The following is a 19192-nucleotide window of genomic DNA, read 5'->3' on the forward strand; positions in this document are numbered from 1 at the left end:
TATTGTGTTTAAGGATTAGTAAAGGTACTTAAACAATGTTTACCTTTATGGCAAATTCTAAATTTTAATAAAATGACGACTAAAAAGAAGGTAATTACCAAAGATGATATCGTTTCAAAATATATGGAAGAGGTTTTAGAAAAAGGTCAAAAACCAAAATCGGTTTATCATTTTGCGAAAGACAATGATTTTACTGAAGCTGAGTTTTATGCCTTTTTTGGAACGTTAGAAGGTTTAGAAAAAGAAATATTCCGACTGTTTTATGAAAACACAGTGAATCTTCTTCACAAAAATGAAGAATACCAGGAATATGATATGAAAAACAAAATGCTGAGTTTTTATTTCACTTTCTTCGAAATACTGAGTGCAAATAGAAGTTACGTTTTACAAACGCTTAAAATAGACAGAAATCCTTTGAAAAACTTGGTTCAGCTGACTACGCTTAGAAATAGTTTCAAAGAATATGTTGCTGAAATTTTAACCGATGAGTACAGATTGGAACAAGAAAGATTTCAGAAATTTCAGGAAAAAGCCATTCAGGAATCTTCGTGGCTGCAACTAATGTTGACCATTAAGTTTTGGATGGAAGATGAATCTGCTGCTTTTGAGAAAACCGATATTTTTATCGAAAAGTCAGTAAATGCATCATTCGAATTAATGAATGTTGCACCAATGAATCATCTAATTGATTTTGGGAAATTTTTGTTTAAAGAAAAAGTACATAGCAGATAATGAAAACGATAGACTATATTCCAACCTCAAAAATAGAGCGTGCAGGAAAATTGGTTCAAACAGGGGCTAAAATCGGTGTGAACTATGTAAAACATTATGCCGAAAAAATAGTAAACCCAGATTTGACCCGTGATAAACTAAATGAAAATAATGCAGAAGATATTTACGACGGACTTAAAAGTTTAAAAGGAAGTGCTCTGAAAGTAGCTCAAATGCTGAGTATGGACAAAAACTTCCTGCCTCAAGCGTATGTAGAGAAATTTTCTTTATCACAGTTTTCTGTTCCGCCGCTTTCTGCTCCTTTGGTTTTAAAAACCTTTAAAAGCAATTTCGGTAAAACGCCTTATGAGATTTTTGATGAATTCAATCCCAACTCTGTAAACGCAGCAAGTATTGGTCAAGTGCATTTGGCTAAAAAAGGGGACAAAAAATTGGCTGTTAAAATTCAATATCCTGGAGTTGCCAATAGTATTTCATCCGATTTGGCTTTGGTAAAACCAATTGCAATCCGAATGTTCAATCTGCAAGGAAAAGATTCTGATAAATATTTTAAAGAAGTCGAAGACAAACTGATTGAAGAAACCAACTATTTGTTAGAATTGAAACAAAGTCAGGAAGTGGTTGACGCTTGTAATAAAATAGAAAATATCACTTTCCCAAATTACTATCCAGAATTTTCATCAGAGAAAATCATCACAATGGATTGGATGACAGGAATTCATCTGTCTGAGTTTACGGCCAAAAATACAGATCAGGAAGTTGGTGATAAAATAGGGCAGGCGCTTTGGGATTTCTACATGTATCAAATTCATGTTTTAAGAAAAGTTCACGCAGATCCGCATCCTGGTAATTTTTTGGTTGACAATCAAAACCAGTTAATTGCTTTGGATTTTGGTTGTATGAAGCAAATTCCAGAAGATTTCTACACACCATATTTCGAATTAATCAACAAAAACGTGATTACAGATGCTAAGCTTTTCAACGAGAAATTATTCGAATTAGAAATTCTTCGCCACGATGATACACCGGCAGAAATTGAATATTTCACCGAAATGTTTCATGATTTATTGTCGCTTTTCACGAAACCTTTCCAAAATGAAACTTTCGATTTTGCCGATGAAAAATTCTTTAACGCAATTGCTGAACTAGGAAAACGTTTCTCAGAAGATACAAACCTCAAAAAAATGAACGGAAATCGTGGTTCTAAGCACTTTATTTACATGAATCGTACTTTCTTCGGTTTGTATAATTTAATGTTTGATCTGAAAGCAAAAATTGTGGTGGATAATTATTTGAAATACTAAGGATTTGTTTCTGTTTGTTTCAGGTTTCAAGTTTCAAGTTGACTGGATTGAGCACAATCTTTGTCTTCCTGAGCGAAGTCGAAGGACGCAAAGTAAGGACAGAAAGTACTTAACTTGAAACTTGAAACCTGAAACCTGAAACCTGAAACTTGAAACTTGAAACCTGAAACCTGAAACAAAAAAACTATTTCACAATTCCCTTCTTATAAGTCGCAATTGCACGATCTCTCGCAAACGCGTGATTTACCATTGGTTCATTATAGCCAAAATCAAATTCAGGAATCCATTTACGAATGTATTCTCCTTTTTCGTCAAATTTCTTTTGTTGGATTTCAGGATTGAACACTCTGAAATAAGGCGCAGCATCGCAACCTGTTCCTGCTGCCCATTGCCAGTTTCCTACGTTGGATGCCAATTCAAAATCTAATAATTTTTCAGCAAAATAGGCTTCGCCCCATTGCCAATTGATCAGTAAATGTTTGCATAAAAAACTTGCCACAACCATTCGAACACGATTGTGCATATATCCTGTTTCGTTTAACTGACGCATTCCTGCATCGACCATAGGATATCCTGTTGTTCCAGAACACCAGCGTTTAAAATCCTCTTCATTATTACGCCATTGAATACCGTCGTAATTGGATTTAAAATTATGATTCACACAATTTGGGAAACTAAACAGAATCTGGATAAAGAATTCTCGCCAGATCAATTCGCTTAAAAAAGTCTGATTTTTTTTGTTGGCCCAGTTTACTAATTTTCGAATGCTTACTGTTCCGAAACGCAAATGTGGCGAAAGATAAGAAGTACTGTCTAAAGCAGGAAAATCTCTGGTTTCTTTATAATTGGCTATCTGTGTTAAGTTATGTGGTTGTACTTTTATTGCGCTTTTTTCAAAACCAATCGATTTTAAATCTGGAAATTTAAAATTGTTTTTGGCAAAATTAGATTCAAATGGTTTTGAATCATTTTCTGGACCTGAACCAGAAAGATGGTATTTCTCCAACCATTTGTTTTTATAAGGTGTGTAAACGGTGTAAGGTAGTCCGTCGGCTTTTGTGATTTCTTTTTCTTCAAAGATGACATGATCTTTAAATGAGAAAGATTCAATGTTATTTTCTTTTAATAAAGATGAAATGGTATGGTCACGTTTAATGGCAAAAGGTTCGTAATCTTTGTTGAAAAAAACGTTCTGTATGTCGAATTCTTCGATAAGCGATTTCCAAACGTCTTTTGTTTTTCCTTTTTTGATTAAAATGGAAGAATCCAGTTTGTTTAAAGTTGTATTTATTTTCTCAAGAGAATCGTAAATGAAAGTTACTCTGGCATCGTTTTTTGGAAGATGTTCTAAAATATCGTCATCAAAAATAAAAAGTGGAACTACAGGAAAATCAGATTGTAAGGCGTGAAATAATCCTGTATTGTCTTCTAAACGCAAATCGCGTCTAAACCAGAATAAAGTAACTTTTTGTTTTGTCATTGGTTGTTTTTATTTTTTAAACACATAGAAACATAGATTTTATTTTTCTTTTGAAGAGTGTAGAAAGAAACTGGTTTCTAACACATAGCTATGTGTATGTATGTGAGTGAAACGCCTTTTGCTCAATCTATCCCGTCCCGAAGTTTCGGGATCGGGACTGTGTTTCTATGTATTTAAATTTTTAAGCTTTTTTAGAATTAAATAATTCGTTGATTTTGTTGAATCTATAATCGAATATGCTTTTCAGTTTATTTTTTACGACTAATTGATTCATGATTCTTCCCAGAATTCCGAATGGTAAAGCGTAATGAACAATGTCGGTCATTTTGGTTCCTCCGTCTGAAGTACGTTCAAAAAAATGTTTGTGATGCCAAAGTTTGTAAGGTCCAAATTGCTGAATGTCTACAAAGTACTCGTTTTCTTGACAAGCTGTAATTTCAGTAACCCAAGAGACTTTGATTCCGAAAAGTGGTTTTAAAGTATAAGTGATGATTTGTCCTTGATACATTCGTTTGTCGTCGTAATCCTGAATTTCAAAATTCATATTATCGAGAGTAATAGTCTGCAAGTTTTTCGGACTCGAGAAAAAATCCCAGCAATCTTCTACACTTGCATTGATATGTTGTACGGTTACTATTTTATACAATTTCATAATAACAAATCTTTCTTGAAATACGTGAGCGTTAGGGGGTGAAGCCCAAATAATGCTACATTTTATAATATTTGAATGGCACGAACAACATTCCGAAACATTCTCCTTTTTCTTTGTTAAGGTGTTTGTGGTGAATTTTATGTGCTTTTCTGAGTCCGATGAGGTATTTGTTTTTGGTGTTTTTAAACCATTTAAAACGTTGATGAATCAAGACATCATGAATTAGGAAATAACAAACGCCATAAAGTGTGATGCCGCAGGCAATAAAAAATAAATAATTGAATCCGCCTTGAACTCCAAAATAAAATAAAATAATACTCGGAGTCGCAAAAATGACAAAGAAAATATCGTTGCGTTCAAAAGTGTTCTCATATTTAGGCTGATGATGATCAGCGTGAAAGTACCACATGAATCCGTGCATAACGTATTTGTGCGTCAACCACGTAACACATTCCATGAAAAGAAAAACGCCTAAAAAGATTAAAAAGGAAATCATTTTATAAATGTTGAGGTTTTAAAATTATCGTTTTATTGTTTTTGAGTTTAGCTTTAAATTATAAAAGATTGACTCAAAAGGTTTTGGTTTGTTTTTAAATACATAGGAGACATGGATTTTTATTTTCTAGAAAAGATTAAAGAAAGAAACTGGTTTCTAACACATAGCTATGTGTGTTTATGCGAGTGAAACGCCTTTTTTGTCAATCTGAATTCTATGATTCTATGTGTTTGAAAATTACACCAACTTCAATTTATATGTAACAAAAGATTGCGCCAAAAGTCCTGCCTTTGTATAATTAGAAACACGAATTCTCGAATTTCCAATTTCGTAATATGGCGTGTTTTTTAGTTTTTTCAACAGTTTTCTATAATAAACATAAGCCGTATAAACGCCGAATTTAGCTTCAATTGGCAATTTTACGATGCCTTGATAGGCAATTCTAAAATCTTCTTCGATTTCTTTGATGATTTGTGTTTTTGAATCTTCATCGAAATTATTAAGATTCACACCCGGAAAATAAGCACGATTTAAAATAGTGCTATCGTCTTTTAAATCTCTAAGAAAATTAACTTTCTGAAAAGCAGAGCCCAAACGCATCGCCTCATTCTTCAATTGTTCATATTTATGCTCTTTTCCTGAAACAAAAACTTTAAGACACATTAAGCCAACAACGTCAGCCGAACCGTATATATAGTCGATATATTCAGTCTGTGTCTGGTAGTTTGATTTGATCAGATCCATTTTCATGCTTTTTAAAAAAGCCTGAACCAAATCGTCTGTAATGTTGAATTCTTTTACAGTATGCTGAAAGGAATTTAAAATAGGATTTAAACTAATGCCTAACTCCATTGCCTTGTAGTATTCTTTTTCGAAATCTTCAATTAGATATTCTTTTTCATAATCATGAAAGGAATCTACAATTTCATCGGCAAAACGTACAAAACCATAAATGCTGTAAATAGCATCGCGAATACTTGGTGAAAGCATTTTTACGGCAAGCGAAAATGAAGTACTGTAACTTTTGGTAACAAGTTTACTGCATTTGAAAGAAACGGCGTCGAATAGTGATTTCATTTTTTAAGATCTAAAAGATTTTTGAATTAATTCAGCTGCTAGTTTTCCTGAAATTAAAGCAGGCGGAACACCTGGTCCAGGAACTGTCAATTGTCCTGTAAAATATAAATTCCTGACTTTTTTGCTTTTTAATTTTGGTCTTAAAAAAGCCGTTTGCAATAATGTATTAGCCATTCCGTAAGCGTTTCCTTTGTATGCATTATAGTCGCTTACAAAGTCATTTTTGCAGAATGATCTCTTAAAGATAATGTTATTTTTTATTTTTTGTTGCGTAAGATCCTCAAAACGAGCAATAATCTTTTCGAAATATTCCTCTCGTAAAGCCTCGGTATCTTCAATTCCTGGTGCGAGCGGGATTAAGAAAAATCCAGATTCCATTCCGTCTGGAGCTGCGGTTTTATCTGTTACAGATGGGAAATTAGCGTAAAATAATGGAGCTTCTGGCCATTTCGGATTGTCATAAATGTCGGCTGCGTGCTGATTGAAATCGACATCAAAAAATAAAGCATGATGCGAAATGTTTTCTATTTTTTTATCAAAACCAACAAAAAAAAGTAGAGAAGAAGGTGCAAAAACTCTGCTTTCCCAATATTTTTCAGAATACATTCGATGTTCTTTTTCCAATAAAGATTCAGAATGCTGATAATCAGCACCACTTAAAATAATATCGGCCTTTATGATTTCGCCATTGATGACAATTGCATTTGCAGTTTTGTTTTCAACTATTATTTTTTCAATTGAAGAATTGGTTTTAATGATAACCCCCAATTCTAAAGCTAATTTTTCAATTCCTCGAATAACATCAAACATTCCGGTTTTTGGATGCCAAGTACCTAAACCGAAATCGGCATAATTCATGAAATTGTAAAACGAAGGCGTTTTGGTTGGTTTGGCTCCGAGAAATAAAACGGGAAATTCTAAAATTTGAATTAATCTTTCGTTTTTAAAATTCTTGCGTATATCAGCACTTACATTACTGAAAAACTGATTGAGTTTTAATGCTGTTTCTTTTGTGATTAATTCTAAAGGCGAAACTCCAGGACGGTAAACCAAATTTTTAATAGCAATATCGTAATTGCTTTTGGCTTGATCAATAAAGGCTTGCAGTTTTTCACCGCTTCCTTTTTCGATTGTTTCAAACGTATATTTTATTTCTTCCAGATTATCATAAATACTGATAAAATCATTGATTCCGAAATAAACCCGATACGCTGGATTTAGTTTTATGAGTTCGTAGTAATCGGAAGGATTTCTATTGAAATCCTGAAAAAAACGTTCAAAAACATCGGGCATCCAATACCAACTCGGTCCCATGTCGAAAGTGAAACCGTCTTTTTTGAATTGACGGGCACGGCCTCCAATAGTTTCGTTTTTTTCGTAAATCGTCACATTGTTTCCCTGTTGCGCAAGGTAACACGCGGCTGCTAAAGAAGAGAAGCCAGAGCCTATTATTTTGATGTTTTTCCTCATTTGTTTAACAAATATAAGAAAAACTTAAACAAAATAAAATTAGATCATGTTAATAGTTTCTTCCATCGAATCAAAAATTCGAATTCTTTCGTTTAAAGCCTTTTGATCGATATGTTCCACCATTTGTCCCATTAACCAGATTTCATTGTTTTTCTGCAATAATTTCTGTCCCATTGATTTCACGTATTGATTGATTACGCTTCTGTCTGGCTGAATGGTCATAAATGAAACGAATGTAATGTTTTCAAAATGTTTGGTTAAATCCTGTAGGTTTTCGATCGGCATACTTTCTCCCAAATAGATTGTTTTGTAGCCTTTGTCAAGAATTTCGTATTGCAGGTACAATAATCCGATTTGATGAATCTCATTTAAAGGAAGTGATAAAACAAAAATTCGATCTGTTTTTGTTGGCTTTCTAATTTGAAGTGCTTCGGTATAAATCAATATTTTCTGCTTGATCAAATGACTCATGAAGTGTTCATTTGCAGGAGTTATTGTTTCAGATTGCCACAACAATCCAAGTTCTTTTAAAAGTGGTAAAAAATGTTCTTTGAAAACCTCTTTAAAAGTCTTTTCAGAAATAAGCCAATCAAAAGTGTTGAAGAATAATTCTTGGTCAAAATTCATCATCGCCATTTTGAAAGAAGTGATGGCATAGTTTTGAGAATTTTTTTTAGAAATTATTTCACGTACTAATTGCGGGATTTTTTCTTCCGGATAAGTTGCTATTTTAGAAATCTTATAACCGTATTCGTGTAATAATGTAATATTTAAAAGTTTCTGTAAATTCTGAAGATTGTAAAATCGAATATTGGTATCAGTACGCATAGGTTCAAGTACATTGTATCTTTTTTCCCAAATGCGAATGGTATGTGCTTTAATTCCAGATAAGTTCTCAAGGTCTTTAATGCTGAAAACGGTTTTAATATTGTTTATCATTTTTAACAATTAAGGTCAACAAATGTAAAACAAAATCTGAAATGTCACCTTAAAACTACATTAAAAAGATAGAGGATTAGAGGTTTTGGTACTTAAAATATATTTTTAAATCAAAAAAGTATACAATTTTTTTAGGAAATGTATTACTTTAATAAAAAAAAGAGAGACCGAAAAACGATTTTCGGTCTCTCTCTTTTTGCTTCGAAGATTTATTTATTTGCAGAATGTTGCTTTATTTTTTGCAGCACTTTGGCTTCCTAATTCAATCGCTTTTGTGAAATCTTTGCAGGCATTTTTTTTGTCTCCAATTTTATTATACGCCAAACCTCTTAAGTTGTAGGCAATGTAGTCTTTAGGATTCAAGTTCAAAGAAGCAGTACAGTCGTCTACGGTGCCTTGATAATTTTGTAATTTGTAATTTACATTTGCTCTACCTGTAAAAGCGTCTGCGTTCATATCGTCTAGCTCAATTGTTTTGCTAAAGTCGGTTTGAGCACCTTTTAAGTCGTTTAATTTGAGTTTTGCAACACCGCGATTTTGATACGCTTCAACGAATTTAGAATTTAGGCTAATGGCTTTGGAGTAATCTGCGATTGCGCCTTTGGTGTTTCCTGCTTCGGCTTTTTTCATAGCTTTGTCAAAATAGCTGTTTGCAGATTGTGCCCAGATAGAGCATGTCATCATAAAGAATGACAAAAATAGTAGGTTTTTCATAAACTAATTTGGGATTAGTGGTTGATATATTCATACGAATTTATGAAAGATTTGTTTTATAAAAGTGTTTTGCTGATAAAATTATAGTTAGCAAATTGAAATAAAAGAAATAATGTTTTGAGTATTAAGTGGGTAAAAATGTTATTTTTATTGACAAGTTGGACGGTTGAAATTGCCAATGAAAATTCAAAAAAATCTAATCATTAAATATAATAGAAGATGAAAAAACTGATTGTACTCTTTTTGCTTGGCACTTCAGTTGGTCTTTTTGCACAAGTCGCTAAAGATTCTGAATTGTTTTTGAAGATGAAAAAACACGATAGCATTTTTTTTGCTAAAAGTTTTAATGATTGTGATATCGCTTTTCTAGAAAAAGCAATCCATCCGGATTTGGTTTTTTATCATGATCAGGGTGGAATTCAAAATAAGAAGACTTTTTTAGAAAATGTCAGAAAAAATATTTGTTCAGGTGGTTCGCAAAAGCCAATTAGAAAAGTGAAATCAGAAAGTTTAGAAGTTTATCCGCTTTATAATGAAGGTAAGCTGTATGGTGTTGTGCAAACAGGAATTCATGATTTTTACTTAAAAGAAGCAAATAAAAAAGATGTTTTTACAAGTGAGGCTAAGTTCACACATGTATATCTTTTGGTGGATAATCAATGGTTACTAAAAGAAGTTTTAAGTTTTGATCATAAAAGTAAATAATAAAGTAAATAAAAAGCAATATCTGTAAAGACTATGATAGAAGACATTGAGATTCCAGAGGTATTGAAAGAAGCTGTCGGGAATGAAAAAATGGAGTTTTTTGTAAAAGCCAAAAAAGATCAGCCACTAAGGAATATTTTTTCAGTTTTTCAGTTTGCTTTTTTTTGGATTTTGGTGATTTCTTTATTTTTTTACGCCTTTGTTTGGGAATTGTTTTATGGAGAATGTACTTCAATTTCGATTGATGGTGTTCTGACAGAAGTTTGTCCAGATGATTTATCGCCGTTGAAATGGCTGTTTGCGATGTATGGCTTTTTTTTATCACCAGGAATTATTGTGGGCTTACTCGGTTTTTTGGGTTTGTTTAAATCTGGCGGTTATTATATTGGAACAGAAAGCAGGTTGATTTGTTACAGTTGGGGAGAAGTAAAAAGCTTTCCGTGGGAAGAATTTACAAATAGGATTGAAGTCTTTGGGAAAAAAAGAAGATGGCAATATCATATTCAAATTAAAAACTGGAGTTTACATTACCCGAAATCATAAAAAAGTATTGGCAAATACAATGATCAATATTGGAAGTATTCCTTATGCTTTTGAAATTACAGCATTTTGCCGAAATCGAATCTTTGAAGTTAGTCAAGAAAAGGTTTTAGCTTGAGATTGTTTATGCTGCTATAATTACTGCTTAATAATTTTAAAGATGTTAATCTTATTTCAAAGTTAAAAGTCTTCAGCTACGTTGATTTGAAAAAATCATAAAAAAGACAAAGGCCGAGTAAATTGCTTTACTCGGCCTTTTTGTGACCCGACTGGGGCTCGAACCCAGGACCCCATCATTAAAAGTGATGTGCTCTACCGACTGAGCTATCGAGTCATTGATTTCTCTAACGAGGGTGCAAAGATAAGTACTTTATTTAGTTTTCGCCCCCTTTTTTTTAAGCTTTTTTTGTAATAAATTATAAAAGCTTATTTTTCAGTAAAATAGACTTTTTGTTTTTTGCGAACATGATTTCTATAGTATGCTTATTCTATAGTTGCTATTTTTTTAGCTTTATTATTCCAAACTATTATATTTTGTTCTAAGCTTGATGTAACAATTTTGTTTCCTTGCTTATTCCACGAAATACCCCACAAATAGTCTGTAGATTTCCCTTCTGAGATAAGTTTTCCTTTAATGTCCCAAATTCTTAATGCGTCACTTGCTGTAGCCAATCTGTCTCCTTTTCGTTTCCATGTTAAATTTCTGTATTCGCCTTTGCTAATATCGATAGATTGTAAAAGTTCTCCCTGTTCACTCCAGTATTGAAGTAATGATTTGTCATGTTTATCTCCATAGTCGCCTGTAACAAAAAAATTACCCGATTTATGCCAGGCTGTACTTAATAGCATTACTTCTTCAGTTCTGTGTTTAATTGATTTCAACAAATTTCCATCGATATCAAATAATCTTATTTTGTCTGAAACCGTTACTAATATATTTTTTTTAGGATGCCAATTAATTGCGGTAATGCCTTTGTTGTTTTCGTTTTTAAAGTTCTTTATTAAATTACCTTTCATGTCATAAATTAGTATTTGTCCGTCGTTGTCACCAACAGCCAGATATTCGCCGGTATAATTCCAATCTATTCCTCTTGCTCCATCAGGTGAAATTTCATTCAATTCGATTTTTTCATTGGTATCTAAATTGATAATACAGGATTTATTTTTAGATAGTTGTGTCGCAACTGCGATGCTATTTTTTGATGGATGCCATTTTACACGAGTTATGGTACTTTTAATTGGAAACGATTTATGCAATTTTAAATTCGATTTGCTATAAATTTTCAAAGTGTCTAAATTTCCTCCTACAGCTAGGAGTTTTCCATCATGATTCCAATCGGTAGTCCATAAAATCTTTTTATTAATGGCATACTGTGCGAAAAAATGATTGCTAAAAAATAGTATAGAAATGATGCAAAGTAGTTGCTTTTTGATTTTCATGTGTTGTAGTTTATTGATTCTTGCAAACCTACTTTCATTTTTGTTGTGTACTACAATTTGGATTGTAAAAGAATTGTAAATAATTGTAAAATTCTATTCTGTATGTCTTTTGATGGGTAAAAAGGGTTTTTTGGGGATACAAAAAAAAAAGCCTGAGAAATATTCTCAGACTTTTAATTTTTGAAAGTGACCATGGAGGGATTTGAACCCTCACGCCCTTGCGAGCACCACCCCCTCAAGATGGCGAGTCTACCGTTTCTCCACATGGCCAAAAATGAAAAAAGGTCGAGTAAAATAAATTACCCGACCTTTTGTGACCCGACTGGGGCTCGAACCCAGGACCCCATCATTAAAAGTGATGTGCTCTACCGACTGAGCTATCGAGTCATTGCTTTCAAGAAATTTAATTTGTTAATCACAAAATTTGTGACCCGACTGGGGCTCGAACCCAGGACCCCATCATTAAAAGTGATGTGCTCTACCGACTGAGCTATCGAGTCATTTAATTTCTTGAATGCGGGTGCAAATATAAGGAGTTTTTTTTGAAGTTTCCAAGCAATTTTATCATAAATTTGTCTTTTTTTTGGAAAAATCTCCAATCGCTTAGTTTATAAGGTTTTATTAATATGAAAAAAATTGTCTTATTAGGTTACATGGGTTGCGGAAAGTCAACAATCGCCCAAAATTTGTCAAAAATTACCAAAATTCCGTTTTTAGATTTGGATGAATGCATCGAAAAAAGAGCAAATTTGTCTATAAATGAAATTTTTTCTCAACATGGAGAGGTGTATTTTAGAAAATTAGAACACGAAATGTTTGTCGAATTGCTGCAATCACCTGAAAATTTTATTATCGGATTAGGAGGAGGAACTCCGTGTTATGCTAATAATCATGAATTGCTTAAAGGGGAAAACGTAGACTCCATCTATTTAAAGGCTTCAATTGATACTTTGTATAATAGGTTAGTACATAACAAAAGTAAACGTCCTTTGATTGCTAATATGAATGAGGAGGAAATGAGGGAGTTTATTGCGAAACATTTATTCGACAGAAGTTTTTATTACAATCAGGCACAGCATAAAGTTGTGGTAGATGATAAATCTGTCGAAGAAACGGTTCAGGATATTTTAGGTGTTTTAGCTTAAAGAAGCATAATCGCCATTTTCAGAGTTGAAAACAACTTGTACATGTTCTAATAATGATGTTGAAAGAGAGATTCCTTTAAAATCTGCTTTTACAGGATATTTTTTGTGATTTCTGTCAACCAATACTGCTGTTTTGAATTTCTTAAGCGGAACGTCTAAGAAATGACGAACAGCATAGATTAATGTGGTTCCTGAGTTTAAGACATCATCAACCAAAACTAATCCTTTGTTTTTGTATTCGTCAGCGCTTAGTGAGGTTTGTATCGCTTCCTGCGGATTTTGTTTGTTTACTGTGACTTCGCAGATTGAAACTTTTAAAGTGGATATGCTGCTTAATGCTGAGGCAATTTTCTCGGCAAAAACAAATCCGTTAGAAGCAATTCCAGCAATAACAACTTCTTCTTCGTTAACGAAAGTCTCGTAGATCTGATAAGCGATACGTTTTATTTTATGTTCGATTTCCTGGTGCGTTAAGATGATATTACTGCTCATGATGTGTTTTTTTTGCTAAGATAAATAATTAAAATTCCAATCCCGATGCCTCGGGGTAAAATTCAAAGTTTCAAGTTCAAAGTTCCAAGTTTGGAAAAGAGAACTATAAAGATTAGGTATGCCGTTTTGTGATTTGGAATTTAGAATTTTCAAATTGGAATTTTTTAGATTTCTTCCTCTTCCTCGTTGTAAATTTCATCTCCGTAATCATCGATATCACGACGATCTTTTTTGGTTGGACGCCCAGTACCGCTTTTGCGATAATGTTCTTTGGATAGTTTTAATAGTTCTAAATGTGCGTAAGCTTCAGGTGGTGTTTCGTTTTTACGATAGATGTCGACAAGTTTTGCACCAACACGACTTTCGGGAATATCCAAAACGGTTATTATTTGTGTAATCTGATCTTTTCTAAAAGTAATTCTGTCTGTAGGAAAAACTTCTTTTGATGGTTTTGCAACCTGCCCATTTACAGTGATGTGATTCTTTTTACAAGCCTCTGTAACCATGTTTCTAGTCTTGTAATATCTAACGCACCATAAGTATTTATCTATTCTCATAATTTTTCTAAAATAGAAGTTAAATTCTTTACAAAAATAAATCAATATTGTATCTTGCGCACCTAAAAAAAAGATAATAATGAATAAATTTAAATATTATTTTGTTTTATTACTTGCTGGTATTGCCATCGTTTCTTGTAATAAAAAGGATGATGACGAAGCTGAAGTTGTTCCTTTAAGGGATTATCAAGAACAATTTAATAATGATAATGCAGATATTGAAGAATATTTAAAGACAAATTATATTACTGTGACAGAAGATATGGATGTGACATTTTCACCCATAACCGATGCCGCAGCGCAGCCATCTATAATGTCATATCTTAATAGCGCTACTTTTCCTAAGTTGATTTTAAGAGAAGTACCGTATGTACACGGAATAACTTATAAGATGTATTACTTGGTTTTAAGAGAAGGTGTAGGTAGTTCTCCAATGAATACAGATGGTGTTTTAACCTCTTATTATGGCCAATATTTAAAACGTGTAGATAAAACAGATACTGAACCATCACATTTGACAACGACATTTTTTGAACAAGTTACATTTCCAAAAGGAACTCAAGACTTGTATTTGACAGTAATGGGATGGAGCGAAGCGTTTCCTCAATTTAAAACTGGAACGACTACTTATAATCCAGATGGTACTGCAAATTATAAGGATTTTGGTGCAGGAGTTTTATTTATTCCATCAGGATTAGGGTATTATGCTTCTCCACCTTCTGGAAGTGCAATTCCGTCGTATGCTCCCTTGATCTTTACTATTAAATTATATGATTACATCAGAATGGATCATGAAAATAATGGTTTTTCTAATAATCAATTAGTATTTGCTTCAGATGGTATTTACGATTATCAGGAAGATCTTGATGGAGATGGTTATGTGCGTGATTATAGAAGTACTACTTTATATCCAAATCCTCCAGCTAAAAATCCTGATGATACAGATGGTGATGGAATTCCGGACTTTTTAGATAAAGATGATGATAATGATGGTTTTTCAACACTTTTTGAAGTTACTAAACCAGCAGGTGCGCCTTATTCAGGTATAAGTAGCTATTATCCGTTTGATCCAATTGGCGATAATCCAGCAACACCAAATGTAGATGAAACAGAAATTTGGGGAGTGCCAAGAAGGCCTACTGGTCCGAAGAAAGATGAAAGCCTGGAAGAATCAATTTCGAATCCGCGTTCATTCCTTCCTGAAGATTATACAACTCCAGGTAGAAAAAGAATTTATTTAGATGATTCTTATCCTTATCAAAAGAAATAAAAAAGATATTTATTAAACCCCGATTAATTCGGGGTTTTTTTATGCTTTGAAGGTATTTGTTTTTAGGTTGTTTGTAAGGAAAATAAAAAGCCCCGAAAATTGCTTTTCGGGGCTTTTCTATGAGTAGGGAATGAAAATTATTTTCTTTTGATAACTCTTTCTACAGCTTCAACAATTGCTTGATTGTTTAATTTGTATTTCTCCATTAATTGTTCAGGAGTTCCAGATTCTCCGAAACTATCTTTTACTGCTACAAATTCTTGTGGAGTTGGGTTGTTTAAAGCTAATACTCCAGAAACACTTTCTCCAAGACCTCCAAGGTAGTTGTGTTCTTCTGCTGTAACCACACATTTAGTTTTAGCAACAGACTTAAGAATAGCTTCTTCGTCAAGAGGTTTAATAGTATGGATGTTGATTACTTCAGCAGAAATTCCTTTTTCTTCTAATTTTTCAGCAGCAATGAGTGCTTCCCAAACTAAGTGTCCTGTAGCGATAATAGTTACGTCAGTTCCTTCGTTCAGCATGATTGCTTTTCCAATTACGAAAGGTTCGTCAGCAGGAGTAAAGTTAGCTACAACTGGACGTCCGAAACGTAAATAAGCTGGGCCGTGGTGATCTGCTAAAGCTAAAGTTGCAGCTTTAGTTTGGTTGTAATCACAAGTGTTGATTACAGTCATTCCTGGCAACATTTTCATTAAACCAATGTCTTCCAAGATTTGGTGAGTTGCTCCGTCTTCTCCTAAAGTTAAACCAGCGTGAGAAGCACAGATTTTTACATTTTTATCTGAATAAGCAACAGATTGACGAATTTGGTCGTAAACTCTTCCTGTAGAGAAGTTAGCGAAAGTTCCTGTGAAAGGAATTTTTCCTCCAATAGTTAAACCAGCAGCAATTCCAATCATATTCGCTTCAGCGATTCCGATTTGGAAAAAACGCTCTGGGTGATTTTTTTTGAATTCATCAAATTTTAATGAACCAATTAAATCTGCACATAAGGCTACTACATTTTCATTTTTTTGACCTAGTTCAGTCATTCCCGCTCCAAAACCAGAACGAGTATCTTTGCTTCCTGTATTTTCGTATTTTTTCATTTTTTATTTTTTGAACTGCTAAGTTTCTAAGTGATTGTGTATCTAAGATGAAAACTGGACACTGAGACTGAGCACTTTTTAATAGTCAACTTGATCTTTAGAGTAATTTTGAGCTAAGGCAGCTGCCAACTGATCATTGTTTGGAGCTTTACCATGCCATGCGTGTGTGTGCATCATAAAGTCAACACCATTACCCATTTCTGTGTATAATAAGATACAAACTGGTTTTCCTTTTCCTGTTCTTGATTTAGCGTCTGTTAAACCAGCGATGATAGCATCGATGTTGTTTCCTTCTTTGATTTCTAAAACATCCCAGTCAAAAGCTTCGAATTTAGCTCTAAGGCTTCCCATTGCTAATACTTCGTCTGTTGTTCCGTCAATTTGTTTTCCGTTAACGTCTACAGTTGCGATTATGTTGTCTACTTTTTTAGCAGATGCGTACATAATTGCTTCCCAGTTTTGACCTTCCTGCAATTCTCCGTCTCCATGTAAAGTAAAAACTAAATGATTGTCTCCGTTTAATTTTTTAGCTTGTGCTGCTCCAAGAGCTACAGATAAACCTTGTCCTAATGAACCAGAGGCAATACGAACTCCAGGCAGACCTTCGTGAGTTGTTGGGTGTCCTTGTAAACGAGAATCTAATAATCTGAAAGTAGCAAGTTCTGAAATTGGAAAATAACCGCTTCTTGCTAAAACGCTATAAAATACCGGTGAAATGTGTCCGTTTGAAAGAAAGAATAAATCTTCTCCAATTCCGTCCATATCAAAACCTTCTTTTCGGTCCATAATGTTTTGATATAGTGTTACCAAAAATTCAGTACAACCTAAAGAACCACCTGGGTGTCCAGAGTTTACAGCATGTACCATTCTAAGAATATCTCTTCTTACTTGGATCGTTAAATCGCTTAATTGTTGTGTGTTAGGCTTCATTTTATATGTAAAAGTTTAAACTGAAGCAAAAGTAACGGTTATTTTGCGGGGAGACAAATCATTTTTTGCTTTAGTTTGCTTCAATTGTTAAATTTTTTTGAGCTTTTTTTATCAATCTGTAAAAAATAATTCGAATTCGGTTTTTTGGGTTAAAATAAATTTAAAATTAGAGCAAAAAAAAAGTCCTTCTGGTAGAAGGACTTTGATTTAGGTAGTGCGATTTTTAATTGGTATCGCTTTCACTGTAAAAATTATTTTCTTCATCTTCGGAGCCAATATCTTCTTGTTCATCGTCTAGTTCGGAACCAGGAACGTCTAAATCATTTCCGATTTTATCGCTGTTTTGTTTCCATTCGTGATTGTCCTGGTTGATGATGCGCTCGCCCGAAATTTCTTCTGGATTGATGTCTTCGAGTTTATTGTCTTGGTTGTAAATATCTTCGTTTGCTGGATAATCCATGTTTTCTAGATTTCTTTCGATTTGATCATCTTTGATTTGATCTAATTTTTCGTCTGCATTTATCATGATTTCTATATTTTTTAGTTGTGATAATTTTCAATTTAATTACTCTAAAATTACAAAAACCTAAGTTTTATGATGTTACACTTTCTTGCTTTGATCTTGTAGTTTTTACATTTGATTGGGAATTTTTAAAAGAGAATGATGATTGCAACGACGGATGCGTTTAGGGATAGAAGCGGCATCTCCCGATTTAGAAAAACAAGGCTTTTTAGCCGTAGTTTTTGTTTATCGGGAATATAGCAGATAGCCCGACCCGCCGCAGCGGAAACGCCCGAATAATTGTTAATGATTAATTGGTAATTGTGAATTTCTAAATTGAGGAATTTTAAATTAAGAAAACATTAGCTAATTTTCTAATTGACAAATTTTCTAATTACTAAAATTTCCCTGAAATTAAACTATCTTTGCGCTCTGAAAAAAGAAACAAATGAAGTTCGATTTATTACAAAAAGATCCGCAGTCTAAAGCAAGAGCGGGAAGTATAACTACTGATCATGGTGTAATTGAAACGCCTATTTTTATGCCTGTAGGAACGGTGGCTTCGGTAAAAGGAGTACATCAGCGTGAATTGAAAGAGGAGATTAATCCGGATATTATTCTTGGAAATACATATCATTTATATTTACGTCCGCAGACAGAAATTCTTGAAAAAGCGGGTGGGTTGCACAAATTCATGAACTGGGATCGTAATATTTTGACCGATTCTGGAGGATATCAGGTATATTCTCTTTCTTCAAACAGAAAAATTAAGGAAGAAGGGGTAAAGTTTAAATCACATATTGACGGTTCTTATCACTTTTTTACACCAGAGAATGTAATGGAAATTCAGCGTACAATCGGTGCTGATATTATCATGGCTTTTGATGAGTGTACGCCTTATCCTTGCGACTACAGATATGCGCAGCGTTCGATGCATATGACGCACCGTTGGTTGGATCGTTGTATTAATCATTTGGAAAAAGTGCCTTATAAGTATGGTTATGAGCAAACTTTTTTTCCTATTGTTCAAGGAAGTACTTATAAAGATTTACGTCGCCAGTCGGCTGAATATATTGCAAATGCTGGGCAACAAGGAAATGCAATTGGCGGACTTTCGGTTGGTGAACCAGCGGAAGAAATGTACGCTATGACTGAAGTAGTTTGCGAAATTTTACCTGAAGATAAACCTCGTTATTTAATGGGGGTTGGAACTCCAATAAATATTTTAGAAAATATCGCGTTAGGAATTGATATGTTCGACTGTGTTATGCCAACTCGTAATGCAAGAAATGGGATGCTTTTTACGGCAAACGGAACAATCAATATCAAAAATAAAAAGTGGGAAGCCGATTTTTCTCCTATTGACGAAATGGGGCATACTTTTGTAGATACAGAGTATTCTAAAGCTTACTTGCGTCATTTGTTTGCGGCGAATGAATATCTTGGAAAACAAATTGCTACGATTCATAATCTTGGATTTTATATGTGGTTGGTTCGTGAAGCAAGAAAACATATCTTAGCCGGAGATTTTAGACCATGGAAAGAAATGATGGTTAAAAACATGAGCCAAAGACTTTAAAAGAGTTTCAAGTTTCAGGTTTCAAGTTTCAAGTTCTCTACAGAACGTGAAACTTGAAACCTGAAACAAAAAAAACA

The 19192-nt window shown here is 33.6% G+C and carries 20 protein-coding genes and 4 tRNA genes; 7 read left to right on the plus strand and 17 right to left on the minus strand.

Annotated elements, in window-relative coordinates:
• The first annotated feature begins 72 nt into the window (after positions 1-72).
• Both K6T82_RS23510 and K6T82_RS23515 read left to right on the plus strand, forming a co-directional pair.
• On the plus strand, positions 73-732 hold the full coding sequence (locus K6T82_RS23510) for a TetR family transcriptional regulator C-terminal domain-containing protein (RefSeq protein WP_223711388.1): 660 nt from the start codon (positions 73-75) through the stop codon (positions 730-732).
• A complete protein-coding gene (locus K6T82_RS23515) occupies positions 732-2036 on the plus strand; it encodes an ABC1 kinase family protein (RefSeq protein ID WP_223711389.1) in 1305 nt (434 codons plus the stop codon). The genes K6T82_RS23510 and K6T82_RS23515 overlap by 1 nt, the downstream gene beginning before the upstream one ends.
• Positions 2037-2220: 184 nt before the next feature.
• On the opposite strand, the gene K6T82_RS23520 is transcribed toward K6T82_RS23515, so the two are convergent.
• The 7 genes from K6T82_RS23520 to K6T82_RS23550 form a co-directional block, all read right to left on the minus strand.
• The gene (locus K6T82_RS23520) at positions 2221-3516 is read right to left on the minus strand and encodes a cryptochrome/photolyase family protein (RefSeq protein WP_223711390.1); all 1296 of its coding nucleotides are present in this window, start codon (positions 3514-3516) and stop codon (positions 2221-2223) included.
• A 181-nt stretch (positions 3517-3697) separates the two neighbouring features.
• Positions 3698-4168, minus strand: a complete 471-nt coding sequence (locus K6T82_RS23525) for an SRPBCC family protein (RefSeq protein ID WP_223711391.1) — start codon at positions 4166-4168, stop codon at positions 3698-3700.
• Positions 4169-4223: 55 nt separating this feature from the next.
• Positions 4224-4664 (minus strand): sterol desaturase family protein, encoded by a 441-nt coding sequence (locus tag K6T82_RS23530; protein WP_144218152.1) that lies wholly within the window; start codon positions 4662-4664, stop codon positions 4224-4226.
• A 237-nt stretch (positions 4665-4901) separates the two neighbouring features.
• The gene (locus K6T82_RS23535) at positions 4902-5741 is read right to left on the minus strand and encodes a phytoene/squalene synthase family protein (RefSeq protein ID WP_223711392.1); all 840 of its coding nucleotides are present in this window, start codon (positions 5739-5741) and stop codon (positions 4902-4904) included.
• 3 nt (positions 5742-5744) lie between these two features.
• Positions 5745-7211 carry a phytoene desaturase family protein gene (locus K6T82_RS23540; protein WP_223711393.1) on the minus strand — a complete coding sequence of 489 codons (1467 nt, stop codon included), beginning with the start codon at positions 7209-7211 and terminating at the stop codon, positions 5745-5747.
• Between the two features lie 39 nt (positions 7212-7250).
• Entirely contained in the window at positions 7251-8150 is a 900-nt protein-coding gene (locus K6T82_RS23545) for a MerR family transcriptional regulator (protein WP_223711394.1), read from the minus strand.
• Positions 8151-8363: 213 nt separating this feature from the next.
• Complete coding sequence (locus K6T82_RS23550) at positions 8364-8864, minus strand: tetratricopeptide repeat protein (RefSeq protein ID WP_223711395.1); 501 nt, start codon at positions 8862-8864, stop codon at positions 8364-8366.
• 219 nt (positions 8865-9083) lie between these two features.
• Here K6T82_RS23550 and K6T82_RS23555 point away from each other — a divergent pair, with 219 nt between their 5' ends.
• Together K6T82_RS23555 and K6T82_RS23560 are read left to right on the plus strand one after the other, a co-directional pair.
• On the plus strand, positions 9084-9569 hold the full coding sequence (locus K6T82_RS23555) for a nuclear transport factor 2 family protein (RefSeq protein WP_223711396.1): 486 nt from the start codon (positions 9084-9086) through the stop codon (positions 9567-9569).
• A 33-nt stretch (positions 9570-9602) separates the two neighbouring features.
• Positions 9603-10112 (plus strand): hypothetical protein, encoded by a 510-nt coding sequence (locus K6T82_RS23560; protein ID WP_223711397.1) that lies wholly within the window; start codon positions 9603-9605, stop codon positions 10110-10112.
• A gap of 258 nt (positions 10113-10370) precedes the next feature.
• Here the strand turns inward: K6T82_RS23560 and K6T82_RS23565 are convergent.
• From K6T82_RS23565 to K6T82_RS23585, 5 genes are all read right to left on the minus strand, one after another.
• Positions 10371-10443 (minus strand) — tRNA-Lys (locus tag K6T82_RS23565).
• Between the two features lie 149 nt (positions 10444-10592).
• Positions 10593-11549, minus strand: coding sequence for a WD40 repeat domain-containing protein (locus K6T82_RS23570; RefSeq protein ID WP_223711398.1), 957 nt, complete (start codon positions 11547-11549; stop codon positions 10593-10595).
• A 187-nt stretch (positions 11550-11736) separates the two neighbouring features.
• Positions 11737-11819, minus strand: a tRNA-Leu gene (locus K6T82_RS23575).
• A 44-nt stretch (positions 11820-11863) separates the two neighbouring features.
• Positions 11864-11936 (minus strand) — tRNA-Lys (locus K6T82_RS23580).
• A gap of 40 nt (positions 11937-11976) precedes the next feature.
• A tRNA-Lys gene (locus K6T82_RS23585) sits at positions 11977-12049 on the minus strand.
• Between the two features lie 126 nt (positions 12050-12175).
• Between K6T82_RS23585 and K6T82_RS23590 the strand changes: the two genes are divergently transcribed.
• Entirely contained in the window at positions 12176-12694 is a 519-nt protein-coding gene (locus K6T82_RS23590; protein ID WP_223711399.1) for a shikimate kinase, read from the plus strand.
• On the opposite strand, the gene K6T82_RS23595 is transcribed toward K6T82_RS23590, so the two are convergent.
• Positions 12686-13186, minus strand: coding sequence for a phosphoribosyltransferase domain-containing protein (locus K6T82_RS23595; RefSeq protein ID WP_223711400.1), 501 nt, complete (start codon positions 13184-13186; stop codon positions 12686-12688). The two genes, K6T82_RS23590 and K6T82_RS23595, sit on opposite strands and share 9 nt — an antisense overlap.
• Before the next feature lie 164 nt (positions 13187-13350).
• Complete coding sequence (locus tag K6T82_RS23600) at positions 13351-13743, minus strand: RNA-binding S4 domain-containing protein (protein WP_223711401.1); 393 nt, start codon at positions 13741-13743, stop codon at positions 13351-13353.
• Positions 13744-13822: 79 nt separating this feature from the next.
• Here K6T82_RS23600 and K6T82_RS23605 point away from each other — a divergent pair, with 79 nt between their 5' ends.
• Entirely contained in the window at positions 13823-15013 is a 1191-nt protein-coding gene (locus K6T82_RS23605) for a BamM family beta-barrel-assembly machinery protein (RefSeq protein WP_223711402.1), read from the plus strand.
• Between the two features lie 137 nt (positions 15014-15150).
• Here K6T82_RS23605 and K6T82_RS23610 read toward each other — a convergent pair whose 3' ends face one another.
• The 3 genes from K6T82_RS23610 to K6T82_RS23620 form a co-directional block, all read right to left on the minus strand.
• Positions 15151-16104: a transketolase family protein gene (locus K6T82_RS23610; RefSeq protein WP_223711403.1), complete on the minus strand. Its 954-nt coding sequence runs from the start codon at positions 16102-16104 to the stop codon at positions 15151-15153.
• Positions 16105-16182: 78 nt separating this feature from the next.
• A complete protein-coding gene (locus tag K6T82_RS23615) occupies positions 16183-17034 on the minus strand; it encodes a transketolase (RefSeq protein WP_223711405.1) in 852 nt (283 codons plus the stop codon).
• 223 nt (positions 17035-17257) lie between these two features.
• Positions 17258-17560 (minus strand): hypothetical protein, encoded by a 303-nt coding sequence (locus K6T82_RS23620; protein WP_223711407.1) that lies wholly within the window; start codon positions 17558-17560, stop codon positions 17258-17260.
• Between the two features lie 424 nt (positions 17561-17984).
• Between K6T82_RS23620 and tgt the strand changes: the two genes are divergently transcribed.
• A complete protein-coding gene (gene tgt / locus K6T82_RS23625; RefSeq protein ID WP_026727521.1) occupies positions 17985-19115 on the plus strand; it encodes a tRNA guanosine(34) transglycosylase Tgt in 1131 nt (376 codons plus the stop codon).
• Positions 19116-19192 lie beyond the last annotated feature (77 nt).

Source organism: Flavobacterium potami (genome assembly GCF_020026915.1).
GTDB lineage: Bacteria > Bacteroidota > Bacteroidia > Flavobacteriales > Flavobacteriaceae > Flavobacterium > Flavobacterium potami.